The organism is Alistipes sp. AF48-12, from assembly GCF_003477565.1.
In the GTDB taxonomy this organism is placed as follows: domain Bacteria; phylum Bacteroidota; class Bacteroidia; order Bacteroidales; family Rikenellaceae; genus Alistipes_A; species Alistipes_A hominis.
This window is the reverse complement of the sequence record NZ_QUDJ01000018.1, coordinates 47,458-67,325: the sequence shown is the minus strand read 5'-3', so window position 1 is coordinate 67,325 and position 19,868 is coordinate 47,458. Positions and strand designations below refer to the sequence as shown.

The window sequence follows — 19,868 nt, the reverse complement described above, 5'->3', positions numbered from 1 at the left end:
CTGCGCCGCCCGGATAATCCGGGCGGCGCAGGCGTTTTCGGCGGGAACGACTATACCGGAAGCGTCTCTCTTCGCCCCTACTCCGCCTCCCAATCGAAACCGTCTTTGCGGTCTTTGACCTTGATGCCGATCGCGGCCAGGCCGTCGCGGATCTTATCCGACGTGGCCCAGTCTTTGGCGTTCTTGGCCTCCATCCGGATATTCAGGATCATGTCGACCACCGAAGAGAGCATCTGCGAATTATCGCCGGCCAGATCGTCGCGCAACCCCAGGATATCGAACACGAACAAATCAACGACCCGTCGCAGTTCGGCCAGATCGGCGGCGGAAATCGTCTGCTTGCCGTCGTAAATCTGATTGATCGTCCGAACGCAGTCGAACAGTTCGGAAATCACCATCGGCGAATTCAGGTCGTCGTCCATCGCCGCCGTACAACGGGCTTCAACGTCCGAAATATCGACGGAAGACGCTTCAGACGGCTTGATCTTTTTCAAAGTCGAGACGGCTTTCATCAGGCGTTCGTATCCCTTTTCGGCTGCTTGCAACGCCTCGTTCGAAAAATCCAGCGTGCTGCGGTATTGCGCCTGCAGGATAAAGAAACGGATCGTCATCGGGGAGTAGGCCTGTTCGAGCAGCGGATGGGCGCCCGTAGTCAACTGCTCAAGCGTGATGAAGTTGCCGAGCGACTTGCCCATCTTCTGTCCGTTGATCGTAATCATGTTATTGTGCATCCAGTAACGGGCTGAATCGTGACCGCAGGCGGCCGTGCTCTGCGCGATCTCGCATTCGTGATGCGGAAACATCAGATCCATACCGCCGCCATGGATATCGAACTGTTCGCCCAGGTAGCGGGTGCTCATCGCCGAACACTCCATATGCCAGCCGGGAAAACCGTCGCTCCACGGCGAAGGCCAGCGCATGATGTGTTCCGGAGCCGCCTTTTTCCACAGCGCGAAATCGAACGGATTGCGCTTATCGCCCTGCCCGTCCAGGTCGCGCGTATTGGCCATCATGTCTTCCAGTACGCGGCCGGAGAGCTTTCCGTAACGGAACTTCCTGTTATAAGCTTCGACGTCGAAATAAACGGAGCCGTTGCTGACATAAGCGTAACCGCGATCCAGAATCGTCCGCACCATCGCGATCTGCTCGATGATATGGCCCGAAGCGCGCGGTTCGATGTTCGGCGGCAGGACGTTCAACTGACGCATCGCATCGTGATAACGGTCGGTATAGTACTGAGCCACCTCCATCGGTTCGAGCTGTTCGAGCCGGGCTTTCTTGCTGATCTTGTCCTCGCCTTCGTCGGCGTCGTTCTCAAGATGTCCCACGTCGGTGACATTGCGCACGTAACGCACCTTGTAACCGGTCGCCCGCAAGTAGCGGAACAACAGGTCGAACGTAATGGCCGGACGGGCGTGCCCCAAATGCGGATCGCCGTAGACGGTCGGGCCGCAGACATAAAGTCCCACGAACGGAGCTTTCAGCGGCACAAAGGCCTCTTTTTTGCGTGTCAGGGTATTATGGATAGACAAATTCGATTTCATGGCTGCGTTTTTTAACAACGCAAAATTAAAAACTTTCTCCGATAGTTCAGACTAAATTGCGGTTTCTTCCGTTATTTTTCTAATTTTGCAGGGATTATACGTTTTCCCGAAAAACGGCATTGAAAATATAACCGACAGAAATCTGATGAACAATTCCTTTAAAAAAATCAATGTGATCGGAGGCTGGTTCTGCTTCGTCTTCGCGTCGATGGTCTACCTGCTGACCATGGAGCCGACGGCCAGTTTCTGGGATTGCAGCGAATTCATCGCAACCTCGTACAAACTCGAAGTGGGACACCCTCCCGGAGCGCCGCTGTTCATGATGATATCGCGCTTCTTCACGATGTTCGCCGGGCCGCAGCATGCAGCCCTGATGGTTAATGCGATGTCGGCGCTGGCCAGCGGAGCCACGATCATGTTCCTTTTCTGGAGCATCACGCACCTGGCCCGCCGGGCGATGCGTAAAAGAGAAAACGAGCTGTCGATGCCGCAGACGATCGCCGTGATCGGCGCCGGACTGGTCGGCAGCATTGCCTATACGTTCACCGACACGTTCTGGTTTTCGGCCGTCGAGGGCGAAGTGTACGCGCTGTCTTCGTTTTTTACGGCGATCGTATTCTGGGCGATCCTGAAATGGGAAAACGTCGCCGACGAACCGCATGCGAACCGCTGGCTGATCCTGATCGCCTACCTTACCGGGCTGGCTATCGGCGTACACCTGCTGAACCTACTGATCATTCCGCCGATCGTACTGATCTACTATTTCCGCAAATACAGCGTGACCAAATGGGGAGTCGTCAAGGCGCTGCTGGTTTCCGCCGCGATCCTCGTGGCGGCCATGTTCATCATCATTCCCGGAACGATCCAACTGGGCGCACTGTTCGACAGGCTGTTCGTCAACACGTTCGGTCTGCCGTTCAACAGCGGAATCACGTTCTACGCTTTCGCGCTGTTCGCCGCGCTGGCATGGGGCGTTTATCTTACGCATAAAAAAGGAAAGGTGCTGGCCAACACGATTCTGTTGTGCGTGACCGTAGTGATCCTCGGATACAGTTCGTACGCTTCGGTCGTGATCCGGTCGGCGGCGAACCCGCCGATGAACAGCAACGCGCCGAACAACCCCTACGGGCTGCTGTCGCTGCTGAACCGCGACCAGTACGGCGCAAGACCGCTGGTCAAAGGTCCCTACTATTCGTCGCCTCCGATAGCTTACAAAGAAAAAACGGCCTATTACAAGGGAGACAGCGGGAAATACGAATCGGCGCAGACGTTGGGCGGATACGAATACGATCCGCAGTTCGAATTCTTCTTTCCGCGCATGTACTCGGAAAAACCGTCCGACATCAAGGCTTACCAGAACTGGGTGCAGATCAAAGGACGTCAAATCCCGTTCGGCGATGAAACGATTACCGTGCCTACGTTCGCAGAGAACCTGAAATTCTTTTTCGCCTATCAGATGAACTTCATGTACTGGCGGTACTTCCTGTGGAATTTCGTAGGACGCCAGAGCGACATCCAGTCGACCGGCGAAATTACGGACGGCAACTGGCTCTCCGGGATCAACGCCGTCGACGAACTGTTCCTCGGCCCGCAGGACCACCTGCCGAGCGAGAAAGCGGCAAACAAAGGACGAAATACCTACTATTTTCTACCGTTCATCCTCGGTATCATCGGGCTGATCTACCAATTGAACCGAGACGGCAGAAACTTTACGGTCGTCATGGCCTTCTTCATCATGACGGGCGTGGCGATCGCCGTCTACCTGAATTCGCCGCCGGCCGAGCCGAGGGAACGGGACTACGTTTTCGCGGGATCGTTCTACGCGTTCTGCATGTGGATCGGATTCGGCGTACCGGCCCTGTACGAAGCGTTCAAACGCTGGTTCAAGAGAGATCACGTCTACACGGCCGTAGCGGCAACGCTGATCGGCGCGATCGTACCGGCCCTGCTGGGCGCTAAAAACTGGGACGACCACGACCGCGCCGGGCGTTTCGTAGCCCGCGACTTCGGGATGAATTACCTGAAATCGGCCCTGCCCAACGCGATCATCATGAACTACGGAGACAACGACACCTTCCCGCTGTGGTACGCACAGGAAGTCGAAGGGGTGCGCACCGACGTCCGCGTGATGAACATGAGCTACCTGGGCGCCGACTGGTACATAGACCAGATGAAATTGAAGAGCAACGACTCCGATCCCGTGCCGTTCACCCTGCCGCGCGACAAATACACCTACCGGAACGATTACCTGCCGATCAAAGAACGATTCAAATCGGCCACCGCGAAACAGGTGATCGACGAATGGATCAGGCTCGACGATCCGGTCACCAAAGTGACCACGCCGTTCGGAACGGAAGGGGACTACATTCCGACGCGGAAAATCGCGATCCCGGTCAATAAGGAGAACGCGATCGCCAGCGGCATCGTTAAACCGGAAGACGCGCACCTGATGGTCGACACGATCTACCTGACCCTGAAAGGCAGCATCGTCACGCGCGACCAGCTGATGCTGATCGATCTGCTGGCGCACTTCGACTGGAAACGGCCGATCTATTTCACGCAAGCCATTTCGCCCGGAGAACTCGGACTGAGAGATTACCTGCAGGTCGACGGATTCGTGTACCGGCTGGTGCCGATCGCAACCAAAGGGGACTATCTCAACATCGGACGGGTCGATGCGGATTACTTGTACGACAAGCTGATGAACGAATTCTCCTACGGAAACATCGACGATCCGAAGGTCTATGCCGATTATACGGTACATAACAATTTCTACTCGACGCAGGCGCGGACGCTGTACGCCCGGCTGGCGAAGGCCCTGCTGGAAAAGGGCGACACGACGCGGGCGATCGAAGTGCTGGATACCGGCATCCGGAAGATCCCGTTCAGCCAGATCCGGCACAACTACATGTCGACCGTTCCGATCATCGAGGCCTATTATATGGCCGGAGCTTTCGACAAGGGAAACGAGGTGCTGGAAGAATATGCGAAAAACCTGGAGGAAAACATTACCTATTACCTGCGCTTTACAGGGAAATACAAAGACCTGACTCTACGGGACGTGAAGGAAAACGCAGAATACCTCTACGACCTTTATCAGATCGCGGGCATGTTCGGACAGACCGGGCAAGCCCGGCAGATCGAACAGTACCTCATCGACAAAGGAATCGTGGAAGATAAAAAGCAGGAAACGCCAACCGTTACGCCCATCGACACGGACAACGGGACGCTACTCCAATAAACCTACCGACCGCCGAGGGAGATGCTGAAAACCTGCTCACAGCACGAACTGGTCGAGGCCGGTTGCGACGAAGCCGGGCGGGGGCCGCTGGCAGGACCGGTGGCCGCCGCCGCGGTTATCCTGCCGCCGGAATGGAACCATCCGCTGCTGAACGACTCGAAACAGATGAGCGAGAAAAACCGCTACTTGTTACGGGACGTTATCGAACGGGAAGCCGTAGCCTGGGCCGTAGAGATGGTTTTTCCGGAAGAAATCGACCGGATCAACATCCTGAACGCTTCGTTCGCGGCGATGTCCCGCGCCGTCGAACGACTATCGGTGAAACCACAGTTGCTGCTGATCGACGGAAACCGGTTCCGGACAACGCTGGATATTCCGTACCGCTGCATCGTCAAAGGCGACGCGACGTATGCGTCCATCGCTGCGGCCTCGGTGCTGGCCAAAACCTACCGCGACGACTACATGATGCGGATCGCCGAGGAATATCCGGTATACAACTGGCAGAAAAACAAAGGATATCCGACCCGGGAACACAGGGAAGCGGTCATGCGATACGGTCTGTCGCCATACCACCGCATGTCGTTCAACCACGAATTCGAACAGTTGCGACTGTTCGAGCGACCGGCCGAAAACCAAAAATGAACAACGATAAAATGTGAAACGACTATCGAAAGATTCAAAAATTGATCTTTTTGCCGATTTTTTTATTTCAATAATTAATTTCTTCACACAGAATAAAAGCAACTGGTTAAACGCATCTTACATATCAAATAAAAAACCGGAGCCTCTCTAAAATTCCTGTTTTTTTGAAAAAAACGCCGTCTCTCTCTTGACAAAGGGGGAGGCGGCGTTCTATATTTGTACAGCGACGGCCCGGACCGGGCACTTTTCCGAACGGAAACGGCAAACGCGCCGGTCGGAGGAACGGAGAACGAAACGCCGCTCGCTTATTCCATATTCTATCGAATTATTTATTAACATTTCGGGGAGTTATCGATTGCAATTCGGGACATTTCGTTTCAGGTTATGAACACTCTTCACCGGTTCTGTCCCGCACAGTCTGTCGATAACCCGAATCAAAACCATCAGAAACCCATGTCGCAAGCAGTCCGAACAACCGGATCGGAAGCCGGAATCAGCCAACCGATCGAATCGCAACCTATTAAAAACAAAACCGATACAGATTCATATCGACTGATGACCGAAGCAATCGACTCTATCCGGCAGGCGGAAGAAGCCGTCGAACGGCTGGCCCGTTTCCGGATGCAACAGAAAATGTCGAACAACCGTGCAAAAAGCGTTGTCCGGGAGTTGAAAGAGCTGGAAAAAGTGCTGTCGTTGTATATCAGCTAACCGTCTATTAACAGATTATACACACTAAAAACGGAGTTATCGACACATGACCACCGTAACGATCGACAATCGGAGCTATCCGTGCCCTTCCGCATGGAACGAAATCGGCTGGGAACAGTTTTTTACGCTGGCGGAATATGCCGGGCAGACGGTCGGCACTTCTGCAACGGAACGGAAAGCGGAGCGGGTACTGGAGCGCATTTGCGGAGTGGATCCGGGAACCGTTCGGAAGATCGACGGCCGGCAGCGAAAACAGTTCGCCGACTGCCTGGGCGAACGTTTTTTCGGGTTTCCGCCGCCATTTCCGGAGAATCCGGACGGAAACGACAGTACGGACGGTTTCGATTGGAACGGAATACGGATGCTGTTTCCCGCTCCGGCAGTCGATCCCGACGGCAGCGTCGTACCGCTAGCGCATACGACGGCCGTCGAACTGTGCGAAGCGACCGACCTGTACCTGTGCGACAAATGGCGGTACGCCCCGCTCGTCGTCGCGATACTCTGCCGTCCCGAAGGTGAACCCTACCGGGAACAGACATGCCGGCATCGGGCCTGGAGCATGAAAAAACTGCCGATGGACATCGTTCTGCGCCTTTACGACATGCTCCGGCAAGCACACCGCTACCTGAAACGCAATTACCCGCTCTGCTACGAAACTCCCCGGACGAACGGGGAAAAGACCGGACGCGAAGGACCGACCTGGAATGAGCTGCTGCTGTGGGCGGGACATTTCCGGATCGACGAGATCGAGCCGGTACGCCGAATGAATTGCCACGATTTTATGGATCTCGTGCAGAGCCGCATTAAAATGAACGGATAAACGGCTCTTTTCCGGACGATTTCGATGAAAAAACATCCTGTAAAACAAACTCAAAATGCCCAGAAATCAACTTTCGGCCCTGATCCGAAAAACCGCCGAGAAACTCGGCTATCACTTTTACGAAGGCTTCGAGTACCGCATGAACGAATGCGCGCTGAAATTTCCGGCCGTATGGCTGTCGCCGCCGAAAACGAGCCGTGTCGAAGGAAGGCGGGAACGGAAGATTACCTACCGCGTCGTACTGCAGCTGATGCAATGCAACCGCAAATTCGACGAATCCGCAAAAAATAGGGTATGGGACGGGCTGGAACGGGATGCCCTACGGCTCACCGACCGGCTGACCCCGCAGCAAAACGTCTTTTGCACGGAAAACATCTCGATGGCTCCGGCCGAATTCACGCTGACCCGACAGGGAGAACTATCGCTGCGGGTGGAATTCGACGTCCGCACGGACGATTGTCAAACCTCAACCGACGAATCCCTATGAAAATCACCAAAATCCCCGCGCCGTACTCCCCGGCTTACCGGGACGCGCTGTTCCGGATTTCGGCAACGGCCGACGAAATCGTGGAGCTCGACATTTTCGACCACGCAGGTACCGGAATCATCGGCAGAAAAAGGCTTTACGGGTCGACTGTATACGACGTGAACGTAGCCGGCTACGCACAGGGGCAGTTCGAAGTGGCCCCGCTGCGAACCGTGCAATGCACGTTCGTCGCCCCGCCGAAACGGATCGTGAACCTGACGGTCGGATCGGGCAGCACGCGCAGCACGACCCGGCTGAACGCGGGGATACGAACGATCTATCCTACGAAAAACTATCGGCGTCGCCGGAAACCCGGACGATCGGGCCGGAAGAGAGCGACGAAATCGCCGTCATCGCGGAAGGCGGAACGCTGAAAGCGGTCGCGGTCGTTGCGGGCACTCCGGCGACGCCGGTCACGCTGGCTACGAAAAACGATGCCGACGGGTTGCACGTATTCGGGTTGAAAATGGCGGACATGCGGGCGAAACTCAGGGCTGCCGGACTGAGAGAACCGACCGAAGGAGAAATCGTAACGGTCCGCATCCTGGACGGCGAGGACGAAGAGATGGCCTGCCAGCGGTACCAGGTAGCGCCGACCGGCGAACAGAACGTCCGAATATGCTGGTGGAACGGATACGGCCAGATCGACTACCATACGATGCGGTGCGTCCTGAGCAACGGATACGACATCCGCAAAGAGCGCGTATACACGGCCGACGGCTACCGCACGACCGGTTGTAGCCGGGAAAACAGGCTATCGCTGGCCTCCGATTTCGTCAACCGCGAAACGATGGAATGGCTGAGCGGAATCGCCGTAGCGCCCGGAGTGTGGATGGAGCAGAACTATGCGTTCGTCCCGCTGGACGTCCTGACCGAAACGGTAACGACCGTGTCCGAAACGCTCTCGCAACTGCAATTGACCGTCCGCAAAAGCGCCCGGGAAATCTACCAACACCAGTAAACCATGATGAAACTGTTTATCGACGGCAAACAGGCCGATACCGACCAGACGACCGCCGTGTCGATTTCGCTCGGAATCGCCTCGATCACCAAAATCGAAACCGGAAGGACGGGATACTCGAAAACGATCCGCGTGCCGATGACCGCACGCAACCGACTGCTGTTCGGCAACCCGGAAGAGATACACGCGGCCGAGCAGTTCAACCAGCAGCCGCATACGGCACGCATCGAAGCGGACGGCTGCACGGTACTCGAAGGCTCCCCGATGATGACCCGGTGCGAAAGTACGCCGGCAGGAGAGGGATGGTACCGAATCAACATCATCGGGGCCGGCAAAGAGTGGGTGCAAAAAGCGGCGGCGGAGATGTTCAATGAAATCGGGATCGCTTTTGAACATACGATCACGGCGGACATGGTCAAACAAAGCTGGACATGGGACGAACCGGTGCGTTTTTTCCCCGTGCAGCGCGATCGGTTCGCCGTAACATCCGACACCGTTCAGCAGGGCGTTCGGATGCTGACCTTTACGGACTACCATCCGTTCTTGAACGTACGGGCGCTGGTCGATGCGATCGCGGCCGCAGGAGGTTATACGGTCGCGTCGACGTTCATGGACAGCGCATTTTTCCGGGCGCTGTACATCAGCGGGCGCTATCCGGAAAAAGAAGTCGAACCGCTGGCCGAACGGATGGGATTCCTCGCCGGACGGTTCGCCGATGCAACGGCCGTAGCGGACCGGTTCGGCAGGGTTTACGCCGATCCGCTGACCACGATCTCGTCGGTCGGGAACATCGTCGACACGGCCGATCCGGACGACATCTCCGACGGAGTTTCCGTGGCGGGCGTCTACAACCGCAACGGCTGCTTCCGGAAAGACGGGCAGCGGGCGGCTTATTACCCGACGGAGAGCGTAGCCGTAGGATTCGAATACCGGCTCCGTTACCGTTCGGACTACCGGATCGCCAGCCGGACGGCCCTGAAATGCTTCGACCGGGTCTACCTCGACGACAACATCGAACACCGCTACCAGGTGACCAACCGCAACGAAGACCGGCGAGAAACGTATCGCGACGGATGGAGCTACCGGCTGATCGTCTTCGACCACGCCGAAGCGAACACATACCGGTTTACCCACGAACTCGCAACGGACGGAACAACCTCCATCGTGAAAACCTTTTCGTCGCGGAGCACCCTAATCGAACCGCAAACCGGACAGACGATATCCAATCCCCGGTTATGGATCCAGTCGGGCGGCACCTACCTGCCGTTCACCGGGGACTGGGCGCTGTACGACGGCTATGTCGCCGAAACCGGACAAATCGACATCGAACTGACGGTCAGAAGTTCGGCAGCGACGGCATCTCCGTCGACCCCCCGCTATTTCCACCGGTTCCATTTCGGCGGAGCGGACGAAGGCATGGAGCTGACACTCGGCCGGGAGACGACGCTCAGGCCCGTTTTCATGCCGCATCCGTGCGAAGGGACGACCATCGGATTTGCCGACGTCGCGGCGCACGAGATCCGGCAGATCGCGCTGATCAATGCATTGAAACAGTTGTTCAATCTCTATTTCTACTCCGACACGCTGACCAGGACGCTCTATGTGGAACCGCGCGAAACATTCTACCGGAACGACGTCGTCGTGGATTGGAGCGAAAAAATCGACCGCAGCCGGCCCGTCGCGGTCGAAGAACCCGGCGCAGACCTGGCGCAGCACTTCACGCTGCGTTACCAGCCAGGAGACGGCAGCGCAGCCCGGTGGGACGAGTCCCACAAAGAGATCCTGGGACGCTGGAGCGCACCGATCCTGAACCGGTTCGCCAAAGAAGGTGAACAAATTTACAGCAACCCGATCTTCACGCCGACCCTGAACAAAACCGGCGAGTATCCCGATGCGCCGGAAGCTTCGCTCGCCCAGGTCGGCGACCGCGACCGCAGCGGTAACGCGGAAGAGAATGAAAACCTGAATTTCCCACCGAAAATCGTCCGGTACTGCGGCATGACCGCGCTGGACGGACATCCGTGGGGATGGCCGTCGTACGACAGCCAGTACCCCAAAATCGCGTTCCACGATCCGCAGGGGGAACAGCCGTTCACACTCTGTTTCGAAGACCGGGACGGAGCGGACGGATTGCACCGATATTACGACAAAGCGGTGGAGCTATACAACCGGGGACGGAGAATCACGCTATACCTGTATCTGAAGCCGAAGGACATCGAACCGCTGATCGTTCCGAATACGCTGTGTCACGATTTCAGAGCCCTGTTCCGGCTGACGATCGCCGGGGAAACGCTGCTATGCCGGCTCGAAGAGATCTGCGACTACAATCCCGCTGGAGGACAATCTACGAAATGCATTTTTCTAAAAAACGTATAATCCATGAACACAGAACCCTATCGAATCTTCTGGGACGACGAGCTGTGGCTCGCCCGGCGGCTGCGGGAAGCGTCGGCAGACCCGGCCGGCGAAGACCGACGGCAAACGGCATCCGGAAAAAAAGACAGCGGCATCTCGCGGATAACGGACGGAAAATCTCCGAACGGGGAAAGCCGCGTTCCGCAGCCGTTCGCCGGAACGGAAGTTCCCGGTGAAAAGCGACTCCCGGCAGCGATTTCCCGCCAAACCGATCCCGAAACGGAAACGGCTTTCAACCCCGCAGGTCCCGAAACGAAGCATTCCGGATACGGACAGGCGACGGCGGCTTACGCACCTGCGACCGAACCGTTTCCGGCAATCCAGAAACCGGTCGATCCGACCCGTCGGCAAAACGGGTCGGGATACGGATCGCAAAACGAAACGTCACCGTACCCGCAACGAAGCGGGAACGACGATGAGCGCGGTTCCTCCCGGCTGTCGGAAGAGTCGCGCCGCGCAATCCGCGAAACCGTAAACGAACGGTTGTCGGAATTGAGAGTGTACGTGCTCGAATCGGACATCACCGAAGCGCAGCAGGCCGTTAAAAGCGTCGTGGAACAAGCATCTTTCTGAAAGCCATAAATCCGGAAAATATGACACGTTACGAAAAAGAACTGATCCGCATGATCGGCATACGGTTCGGAGAGCTCGCTCCGCAACAATTGGTCGAGAAACTGGCCAGAATCGGCGTGATCGACATCACGCTGTGCAAAGTACTGACGATCCGGGAATTCGTAGCCGCACTGCAAAAGAACGGGATGAAAAAGATCGACGCGATGTGGATGGCGTCCGAACAATTCGCCTGCACCTACGAATACGTGCGCAAATGCATGTACTACTATACCGACGTAAACCTGTAACGAAAAGTCGGTTTTCGTAGAAAAAATTTCCGTGACGAACCGCGTACCTTCGCAGCACCATACAAACCACCAAACAATCAACCATGACAACGATCCGAGAACAATGGAACGCCCTACTGGGCAGGCTCGGCCTCGCTTCCGACACGGAGAACGGGGTGAGCGACAAACAACTGGAAACGCTGAACGAAGCGTTGGCGAAACCAGCCGACACGCCGGCCGAAGAGACGGCCGCCGGACAAACGGTAACGGCGACCCGAACGCTTCCGCACGAAGACCCATCCCCGACGGAAACACCCCGTTCGGCCAACCAGGCGGCCTACGACAGCGATCTACGCAATTTCAGACGATAAGGCCGGACTGCGTAAAGTAATATTTACTTTATAAAAGAACACTAAAACATTTTTGTAAACTATAAAAATTATGGCAAAAATCGAAAACCCTAAAAACTACACCGGACGCGACCTCGAAACGATCTTTTTTCGGCCGATGCTGAGCGGGTCGGACGCCGTCGACCTGGGCATCAAAATCCTGTACAACACCCCCGTTCCGACGACGCTCCAATTCTGGAAACGGGCGGGGGACATCCTGCAAAAATACACGGCGAGCGGCTGGAACGGAGGAGAAAGCGCAACCAAATTTCAAAAGCAGATCCAACTGTCGAAAGTAAAGGCGGAAGTCGGATACTCGGCCGACGACTACTTCAACATGGTTTACGAAACGATTGCCGGACGCAGCGACGTCAACCTGGACGACCTGTCCGGGACGGAACTGGAAGCCGCCGAAACGTCCCTGTTCCGGGAAGCCGTCGCGGAAAGCATCCGTGCGACGATGTGGCTCGGGGACACCGAACGCAACGGGCAGTTGGCAACCTTCGACGGATTCGTCAAACGCCTGCTCGCGGACAGCGGGCCCGGTGAAAACGACGTACCCTGCTTCTACCTGCCGGAAAATTTTGCCGGCAACAGCGACACCGACGCTGCCGAAAAAGTGTTCAAGAAGCTGTGGGAAGATGCGCCGGAAGTTCTGAAAGCGTTCAAACCGCAAGGCAATCTGGTTTATCTGGTAACGTCGGATATCTATGCCAGATACGAGGAAGAACTCGATAACGTGGTACTCGAATCGGCTTATCTCGCCAAGCAAAACGGACGCGAAGCGCTCTCATACCGAGGGATACCGGTAATCGACATCCAAGTAACGCCTTACCTGAAAACGTGCGGGGACATGCCGCAGACGTTCGCGCTGCTCACCGACCGTAGAAATCTGGCGATCGCGGTCAACACGGCCGACTTCCCGGGAACCGAAATCCGGATGTGGTACAATCCCGATCAGATGGAAAACCGACAACGGGCCATCTTTATGGCCGGATGCGACTACCTGCTCCCCGAAATGGTTTCGATGGCGGTCGGAGGCATCTCCGCGACACTGTCCTCGGACGGCATCGACGCTTCGGGCGGAGCGGTCAGCATCACCGTAAAAGGATACCGCGCCGTGAACAGCCTAACGGCGCAGGGACTCGCAAACGACGACAGCCCGGTAGGAGAAGCCGTCCCGCTGACCGGGGAACAGGGCGTTTTCGGCGGAACGCTGACCGGAAGCGGTATTGTCAAAATCCGCTGCACCGTCACCTACCTCAACGGGGAGAGCGGAGAATTCATCATCCAGTAATCAACCGATAAAACAGACCGATTATGTCATTGTCAAATTACGCCCGATCCAGAAGCCGACGAAACGGAGGGATCCGCCTGATCGGACTGGTCGAACAGAGCGACGTGGCCGAAGTGACCTACGCGAGCGCGGAGAAAGGATACTCCGCGATCCGGCTCGACGAAGACTGTTATTTTTCGAAATACGAATTCCGGGAAGATGAAGCCGAATACCGGGAGACCGTTTCGGTCGTCAACGGGGCGCAGGTCGTCACCCACGAGCTGATCTTCACGCTCGATAAGATGGGCAACGACAGCTCCCCGGCGATCACCTCGATCGCCGACGCCGCACGCAACGGGCTGATCGCCCTGCTGACGACTCCGAACGGGGATTCGTTCTTGGTGGGCTACTCCGTCGAGTTCGAAAAAGAACGGCCACTGAGACTCGTTTCGGCCAACGGAACGACCGGAAAACAGCTTGCCGAAGGAACGAACGAAGTCATCACGCTGCGCAGCCAAGACGTTTCGAAAGCCAAACCGTTCTTCGGGGATATGGAAACGCTGTTCTCCGCAGCCGGATAGCAATCGAAACCAACGGGAAACGGGAGCCGGCAACGAACGCTCTCCTGTTTCCCGTTGAAAAAAACTCATTCCGATGAAAACGAAAAATACATCCAGAAACCTGTATGTGCGCGGGAATACGGTCAATCCGTTCGCAGCGGCCGGCCCCGACAAGGCGGGAAACGAACGTTACTGGCGATGGGGATCGGACAACCTGTTCCCGAATGCCCTGGCGCTGATGTCGCGCCGGTCGCCCACACACCGGAGAATCATCAACGACAAAGCGGATTACATCTCGGGCAAAGGATTCACCTGCGATCCGGAACGCCGAACGCTGGCGGCCATCGCGGAACGGGCGAACGGGGCCGGAGAATCGCTGCGCGTGATCCTCAATAAACTGGCATTCGACAAATCGCTGTTCGGAAACGCATTTCTCGAAATAGCGACCGACCCGGACGAAACATCCCTGTCGCTGTTCCACCAGGACGCCTCGCGGTGCCGGGTCGCACGGGACGGAACGCACATCTTGCTGCACCACGACTGGACCACATTCACATTGCAGCAGGCCAAATCGCTGCCGCTCTACCCGGCATTCGAACCGGCCCCGGACGGGACGCTGCGGTCGATCGTTCATTATAAAGACTACGAACCGATGTTCGAACACTACGGACTGCCGGCCTACATCGCCGGACTGAACGTATCGGCGATCGCCTACAAGACCGACCAATGGAACATCAGCCGGTTGGACAACTCGTTCCAACTGTCGGGCATCATGGTGCTGGACGGAGACGTGGATAACGAACAGGACGCTTACGACATCATCTCGGCCGCAGAAAAACGATTCGCCGGAAAACCGGGACAGGTGATGTTCATGGTCAAAAACACCGAAGAGACGGACAACTCGAAATTCGTACCCATCGCCTCGGCCAACGAGGGAGACTGGAAACTGCTGCACGACCAGGCTACGTCGGACATCGTGGTCGCACATTCGTGGTTCCGGTCGCTGAGCGGACTGGACTATACGACCGGATTCAACGCCGAACGCATCCTGCACGAATATGAAATCGCCCTGAACACGCTGATTCTCGGAGAACAGCAGGAACTGCTGGAACCGATCCGGACGGTCATCGAACGCTGTCTGCACTGCGAGGCGTCGTCGTTGCAAGTCATCAACCGCCCTCCCACCCGATCGAAACCGCTGTACATGAAAGTGTGGGAAGCCCGCAAAAACGACGGGCTGAACTACGACCCGGACGATCCGGAACAGAACCTCTACCTGGCGCAAATCACCAAATACGCGCTCCGCAACATCGACTAAACACGCAAAGACATGACCGACTTACTGATTACCGCCGCCGAAGTGCTGGAAACGGCCTTCCCGTCGAACGAATACGTTCCGGAAGGGATGATCGTCCCGGCCCGAATCGAAACGGCGCAACTGGGATTCCTGCGCCCGGTATTCGGCAAACTGTACGACAAACTGGGCGAAGAACCGTACGCGGCTTTTTGCCGGACGTATATAAAGCCCGCGCTGGCTTACTACGTACGCTACCTGATGGTAGACGAACAGTGCGCCGCGATCGGTGCGGCCGGCGTCCGGCAGAACAAATCCGCCTACACGGAAGCCGTCCCGGACAGCCGGCTGCACCGGCTGCGCAGGCAGGCGCGCAACGATGCCGACACGCTGCTGGACAAGGCGATCGACTACGTGGAAAACAATCCGGCGATGTTCCCGGAATACGACCCGAAAGAAAATATCCGCCGCCGGGTCTTGATAAAAGGCGGATTCATTCTGTAAAAACGCCTCGTATGAAACAAATGATCGGAACGATCTCTTCGGTCGCGGCCCTGTTCGCGCCGGTGCAACCGCTGGTATGCTGCGCGCTGGCATTCGTATGCGTCGATTTCGCAACGGGCGTCGCGGCGAGCTACAAACGCGCCGGACGCATGAAACGCCCGTGGGCCTTCGAAAGCGACAAGGCATGGAGAACCGTCTACAAGCTGGTCTTCGTCACGGTAGGCATCGCGATGACGTGGCTGATCGACACCTGCATCCTCCCGTTCGCAGGGCTGCGCCTGGCCAACCTGTTCACAGGATTCGTCTGCGGCGTGGAGCTGTGGAGCTACCTGGAGAATGCAGCCGAAATATCGGAACACCCGCTATTCCGGAAACTAAAAAAATACATGAAACAGGAAATCGACCGAAAACTCGAAAAAGATTCGCTATGATCTACGAAAACAAAGTCCCGCCGGCATTCGCCGGTAAAGTAAAACAAATCGCGGCCCGACTCGGCGTCAACCCGGATCACCTGATGGCGATCATGTGGAGCGAAAGCCGCCTCGATCCCTCGGCGCGGAATCCGCGCGGCGGGGCCGTCGGGTTGATCCAGTTCATGCCGGCTACGGCGGAAGGACTCGGAACGACCGCAGAAAAACTATTGAAAATGACCGGGGAAGAACAGCTCGATTACGTCGAACTGTTTTTCAGGCCCTATGCTGCACACTGCCGGACGTTCGCAGACCTCTATCTGGCTTGTTTTTTCCCGGCCGCCATCGGCAAACCGGACGGGTACGTCCTACAGACCCGGCGGCTGCCGGCCCGTGTGATCGCCCGGCAGAACCCGATTTTCGACACTGACGGAGACGATAGGATCACCGTCGGCGAATTCCGAGCAAAACTGAAATCGCTGATTCCCGATGCGCTGCATCCGTACCTTTTTTAAATGCGGTCTGCCGGTACTGCTGACGGCGACGGTCGCAGGGAGCGGCTGCAGGACAAGCAGGAACCTGCAATCGCACGACCGGCAGTCGCTGCGCGACACGACGGCGACCGTCCGATCGGAAAAAGACAAGGTTGCGGAACAACTGACCGACGACTGGGAAAACTGGGAGATCGTCCGTACCGAATACGTTTTGAAAGGCCGCGACACCGTCCCCGATACGATGCGACGGATACCGGCGGGAATCAAACGGGTCACCCGCGTACGAGGTATCAGACACAGCACCTCGGTCAATAAAAAAGAAGAACAGGAAAAAACGGCGCAATCCGTACGACTCCGCCGGACGGAATCGCAAACGGAGATTGCGAAAACCGTAAAAAAATCCTCCGCCGGACGAATTGCACTGTATGCGATCGGGCTGGTCGCACTGTGGCTGGCGCTCCGTTCGATCGGAAAACGGTTATTGTAAAACCGGATCGAAATTCTAAAGCAAGCGATTCTCGGCAAAATACCGCCAAAGCGGAGCCGCATGCAACGCTTGTTTGACCCGGTCGGTCAACAGCAGATCACGGACCTCGTCCTGTGAAAGCAAGTGCACGGTCAGGTCTTCGGTCGCTTCGAGATGCTGCTCCGAAACGGGTTCGACATCCTCGGCGACAAAACAATGGGTCAGGTTGGTATGCGTAGACGGATTGGCCGAAACGGTCATCAGCTCGCGCCACGTTCCACGGCCGTAACCGGTCTCCTCAAGCAACTCCCGTCGGGCGGCGGCGAGCGGCGAGGCATCCTCCGGATCGCAAACCCCGGCACACAGTTCCATCAAGGCGCACCCCAGACCGTGCCGGTACTGACGAATGAAAACGAACTTCCGATCGCGGGTAATCGCAATCGTATTCACCCATTCCGGATATTCGAGAACGTAGTATTCGGGAACCGGATTCCCGTTAGGCAGCACGATGGATTCCCTGCGCACCGTAAGCCACGGACGGTTGAAAAGATACTCGCTCTGCAATACTTTCACTTTTTTCTCTTCGGACATTTTACACTCTTTAAACGCAACGGCAAGTTTACTCAAAATTTTCCGGGCCGCAAAACGATTTCAAGAAATCGGACAGACACCGGTAAGTCCGGAACAAAAAACGTGATACTGAGAGGAAAACCGCGACAAAAACAAAATTTGTCGCGGTTTTCCATTTATTTACGTATCTTTGCCGCAAATTTATGATTTGTCACTTGTATCGGAATTGCGTCGCCCTGACGCCATGACCTAAAAAATTTACATGTCGGTCATATTTTACACCACAATAACTATACATATACATGGTTCAATTAGAAGAATTCGGAGCGCTCGGACTGACCGACGTCACCCTCGAAGCCATTAAAGCGAAAGGCTTCGAAACCCCGTCTCCGATCCAGAAACTCACGATCCCCGTTCTGCTCGACGACGAAAAAACAAACGATATCATCGCACAGGCCCAGACCGGCACCGGTAAAACCGCCGCTTTCGGCCTGCCAATCCTCGAACGACTGCGCCCGCAGAAAGGAGCGACCCAGGCGCTGATTCTGGTTCCCACCCGCGAACTGGCCCTGCAGGTTACCGAAGAAATCCTGTCGTTCAACGCCAAACGCAAACTCGTCATTTCGCCGATCTACGGAGGAGCTTCGATGACCGAACAACTGCGGCGTCTGGGCAAAGGCATCGATGTCGTAGTCGGCACGCCCGGCCGCATCCTCGACCACCTGCGTCGCGGCACGCTGGACATCAAGGCCCTGAAATACCTGATCCTCGACGAAGCGGACGAAATGCTCAATATGGGCTTTATCGAAGACGTCGAAGAAATCTTGTCCAATACGAACGACTACCGCCGCATCCTGCTGTTTTCGGCGACCATGCCCGAACGGATCATCCGCCTGTCGAAAAAATACATGCGCGACGTGGAAATCCTGCGCGTACCGGCACAAGAAGTCACCACCGAACTGACCGACCAGATCTACTTCGAAGTGCGCGACAGCGACAAATTCGACGCGCTAACGCGAATCATCGACGTCGAACCCGAATTTTACGGGATCGTCTTCTGCCGCACCAAGATCGGCGTAGACGAAGTGGTCAACAAGCTGACCGAACGCGGGTATGCGGCCGAAGGACTGCACGGCGACGTTTCGCAGGTACAACGCGAAAAAATCCTGAAACGATTCAAAAAAAAGCTGGCCAATATACTGGTAGCCACCGACGTGGCGGCGCGCGGGATCGACATCAACAACCTGACCCACGTGATCAATTATTCGCTGCCGCAGGACACTGAATCCTACGTGCATCGGATCGGCCGCACGGGCCGCGCCGGCAATACCGGTACGGCGATCACGTTCATCTCGCATTCGGAATACCGGCAGTTCAGTTCGCTGAAACGGGAAATCAAAGTGGACATCAAGAAAGTCGCCCTGCCGTCGGCGCAGGACGTCGTCGAGATCAAAAAGACCAAGATCAAGGACGACCTGATCGAAATCGTCGAAAGCGAGTCGTACCGCAAATATACCGAAATGGCCGGCGAGGTGCTGCAAAACCTCGACCCGGAAGTGGCGCTGGCGGCCCTGCTGAAACTGGCGTTCAAAAACGAACTCGAAGAGAGCAGCTACCCCGAAATCCGTTCGATCAACGTCGACCGCAAAGGAACGGCGCGGCTGTTCATCTCGATCGGCAAAATGGACGGTTTCGACGCCCGCAAACTGACCGACATGCTGAAACGCGAGTGTCGGCTGCCGGACAACAAGATCGACGACGTACGGGTGATGGATAGCTATTCGTTCGTAACCGTGCCGTTCTCGGACGCCCGGCAGGCGATCCGCCAGCTCAACGACATCAACCGCGGAGGACGCCCGATCGCAGAACTCGCCAAAGACGGCGATTCCGGCGAAAACAGGGAACGTTCGGGACGGGACTTCCGGAAAGAGAAGCGCAAAGGCGCGCGGAAAGAGGATCGGAAAACGGAACGCAGGGACGCCGCCCGCAAATCCGGCGGAAATCCGAGAAAAAACGACTTCGACTGGAACAACGTCCAGTGGGATGCGGTCAATCCGGCAGCCGGCTGGGGCGGCAAAGCGGGCTTCGACAAACGGGCCGGCGGTAAGAAACGCGGCAAACGGTAACGCGCATACCGAAAACACACGGCCATTCATGTCAAAGTGACAGGGCAAACTGACAGAGAAAGGACTCCTTTGTCAGTTTT

The 19,868-nt window shown here is 56.4% G+C and carries 20 protein-coding genes; 18 read left to right on the top strand and 2 right to left on the bottom strand.

Translation table 11 applies throughout. The features are described from left to right. Positions 1–77: 77 nt before the first annotated feature. Complete coding sequence (gene cysS, locus DW082_RS11470) at positions 78–1,544, bottom strand: cysteine--tRNA ligase (RefSeq protein WP_118458731.1); 1,467 nt, start codon at positions 1,542–1,544, stop codon at positions 78–80. Positions 1,545–1,689: 145 nt separating this feature from the next. On the opposite strand from cysS, the gene DW082_RS11465 reads away from it, so the two are divergent. The 17 genes from DW082_RS11465 to DW082_RS11380 all read left to right on the top strand — a co-directional run bounded on the left by DW082_RS11465 (position 1,690) and on the right by DW082_RS11380 (position 17,113). Then, positions 1,690–4,785 (top strand): DUF2723 domain-containing protein, encoded by a 3,096-nt coding sequence (locus DW082_RS11465; RefSeq protein ID WP_118458730.1) that lies wholly within the window; start codon positions 1,690–1,692, stop codon positions 4,783–4,785. Positions 4,786–4,806: 21 nt separating this feature from the next. Then, entirely contained in the window at positions 4,807–5,427 is a 621-nt protein-coding gene (locus DW082_RS11460) for a ribonuclease HII (protein WP_118458728.1), read from the top strand. A 555-nt stretch (positions 5,428–5,982) separates the two neighbouring features. Then, the gene (locus tag DW082_RS14590; protein ID WP_182424163.1) at positions 5,983–6,138 is read left to right on the top strand and encodes a hypothetical protein; all 156 of its coding nucleotides are present in this window, start codon (positions 5,983–5,985) and stop codon (positions 6,136–6,138) included. A gap of 46 nt (positions 6,139–6,184) precedes the next feature. Next, positions 6,185–6,958, top strand: a complete 774-nt coding sequence (locus DW082_RS11450; protein ID WP_101573888.1) for a hypothetical protein — start codon at positions 6,185–6,187, stop codon at positions 6,956–6,958. A 55-nt stretch (positions 6,959–7,013) separates the two neighbouring features. Then, the gene (locus DW082_RS11445; RefSeq protein ID WP_055205245.1) at positions 7,014–7,445 is read left to right on the top strand and encodes a hypothetical protein; all 432 of its coding nucleotides are present in this window, start codon (positions 7,014–7,016) and stop codon (positions 7,443–7,445) included. 217 nt (positions 7,446–7,662) lie between these two features. Then, a complete protein-coding gene (locus DW082_RS14585) occupies positions 7,663–8,445 on the top strand; it encodes a hypothetical protein (protein ID WP_182424162.1) in 783 nt (260 codons plus the stop codon). A gap of 3 nt (positions 8,446–8,448) precedes the next feature. Next, a complete protein-coding gene (locus DW082_RS11430) occupies positions 8,449–10,821 on the top strand; it encodes a hypothetical protein (RefSeq protein ID WP_118458720.1) in 2,373 nt (790 codons plus the stop codon). A 3-nt stretch (positions 10,822–10,824) separates the two neighbouring features. Then, complete coding sequence (locus tag DW082_RS11425) at positions 10,825–11,433, top strand: hypothetical protein (protein WP_118458718.1); 609 nt, start codon at positions 10,825–10,827, stop codon at positions 11,431–11,433. A gap of 20 nt (positions 11,434–11,453) precedes the next feature. Then, on the top strand, positions 11,454–11,720 hold the full coding sequence (locus tag DW082_RS11420) for a hypothetical protein (RefSeq protein ID WP_118458716.1): 267 nt from the start codon (positions 11,454–11,456) through the stop codon (positions 11,718–11,720). A gap of 83 nt (positions 11,721–11,803) precedes the next feature. Beyond that, positions 11,804–12,070 (top strand): hypothetical protein, encoded by a 267-nt coding sequence (locus tag DW082_RS11415; RefSeq protein ID WP_118458714.1) that lies wholly within the window; start codon positions 11,804–11,806, stop codon positions 12,068–12,070. 70 nt (positions 12,071–12,140) lie between these two features. Next, the gene (locus tag DW082_RS11410; protein ID WP_101573877.1) at positions 12,141–13,385 is read left to right on the top strand and encodes a hypothetical protein; all 1,245 of its coding nucleotides are present in this window, start codon (positions 12,141–12,143) and stop codon (positions 13,383–13,385) included. Positions 13,386–13,408: 23 nt separating this feature from the next. Continuing rightward, positions 13,409–13,945, top strand: a complete 537-nt coding sequence (locus DW082_RS11405) for a hypothetical protein (RefSeq protein WP_055205238.1) — start codon at positions 13,409–13,411, stop codon at positions 13,943–13,945. 73 nt (positions 13,946–14,018) lie between these two features. Continuing rightward, a complete protein-coding gene (locus DW082_RS11400) occupies positions 14,019–15,242 on the top strand; it encodes a phage portal protein (RefSeq protein ID WP_118458712.1) in 1,224 nt (407 codons plus the stop codon). A 12-nt stretch (positions 15,243–15,254) separates the two neighbouring features. Next, entirely contained in the window at positions 15,255–15,722 is a 468-nt protein-coding gene (locus DW082_RS11395) for a hypothetical protein (RefSeq protein ID WP_118458710.1), read from the top strand. 11 nt (positions 15,723–15,733) lie between these two features. Then, a complete protein-coding gene (locus DW082_RS11390; RefSeq protein WP_055205235.1) occupies positions 15,734–16,153 on the top strand; it encodes a phage holin family protein in 420 nt (139 codons plus the stop codon). Further along, the gene (locus tag DW082_RS11385) at positions 16,150–16,647 is read left to right on the top strand and encodes a transglycosylase SLT domain-containing protein (RefSeq protein WP_118458708.1); all 498 of its coding nucleotides are present in this window, start codon (positions 16,150–16,152) and stop codon (positions 16,645–16,647) included. Before DW082_RS11390 ends, DW082_RS11385 begins: the two co-directional genes overlap by 4 nt. Next, positions 16,622–17,113 carry a hypothetical protein gene (locus tag DW082_RS11380; RefSeq protein ID WP_118458706.1) on the top strand — a complete coding sequence of 164 codons (492 nt, stop codon included), beginning with the start codon at positions 16,622–16,624 and terminating at the stop codon, positions 17,111–17,113. Before DW082_RS11385 ends, DW082_RS11380 begins: the two co-directional genes overlap by 26 nt. Before the next feature lie 15 nt (positions 17,114–17,128). Here the strand turns inward: DW082_RS11380 and DW082_RS11375 are convergent, their stop codons facing one another. Further along, positions 17,129–17,683, bottom strand: a complete 555-nt coding sequence (locus DW082_RS11375; protein ID WP_101573914.1) for an NUDIX hydrolase — start codon at positions 17,681–17,683, stop codon at positions 17,129–17,131. A 281-nt stretch (positions 17,684–17,964) separates the two neighbouring features. Here DW082_RS11375 and DW082_RS11370 point away from each other — a divergent pair, with 281 nt between their 5' ends. Next, the gene (locus tag DW082_RS11370) at positions 17,965–19,788 is read left to right on the top strand and encodes a DEAD/DEAH box helicase (protein WP_118458704.1); all 1,824 of its coding nucleotides are present in this window, start codon (positions 17,965–17,967) and stop codon (positions 19,786–19,788) included. Positions 19,789–19,868: the final 80 nt, after the last annotated feature.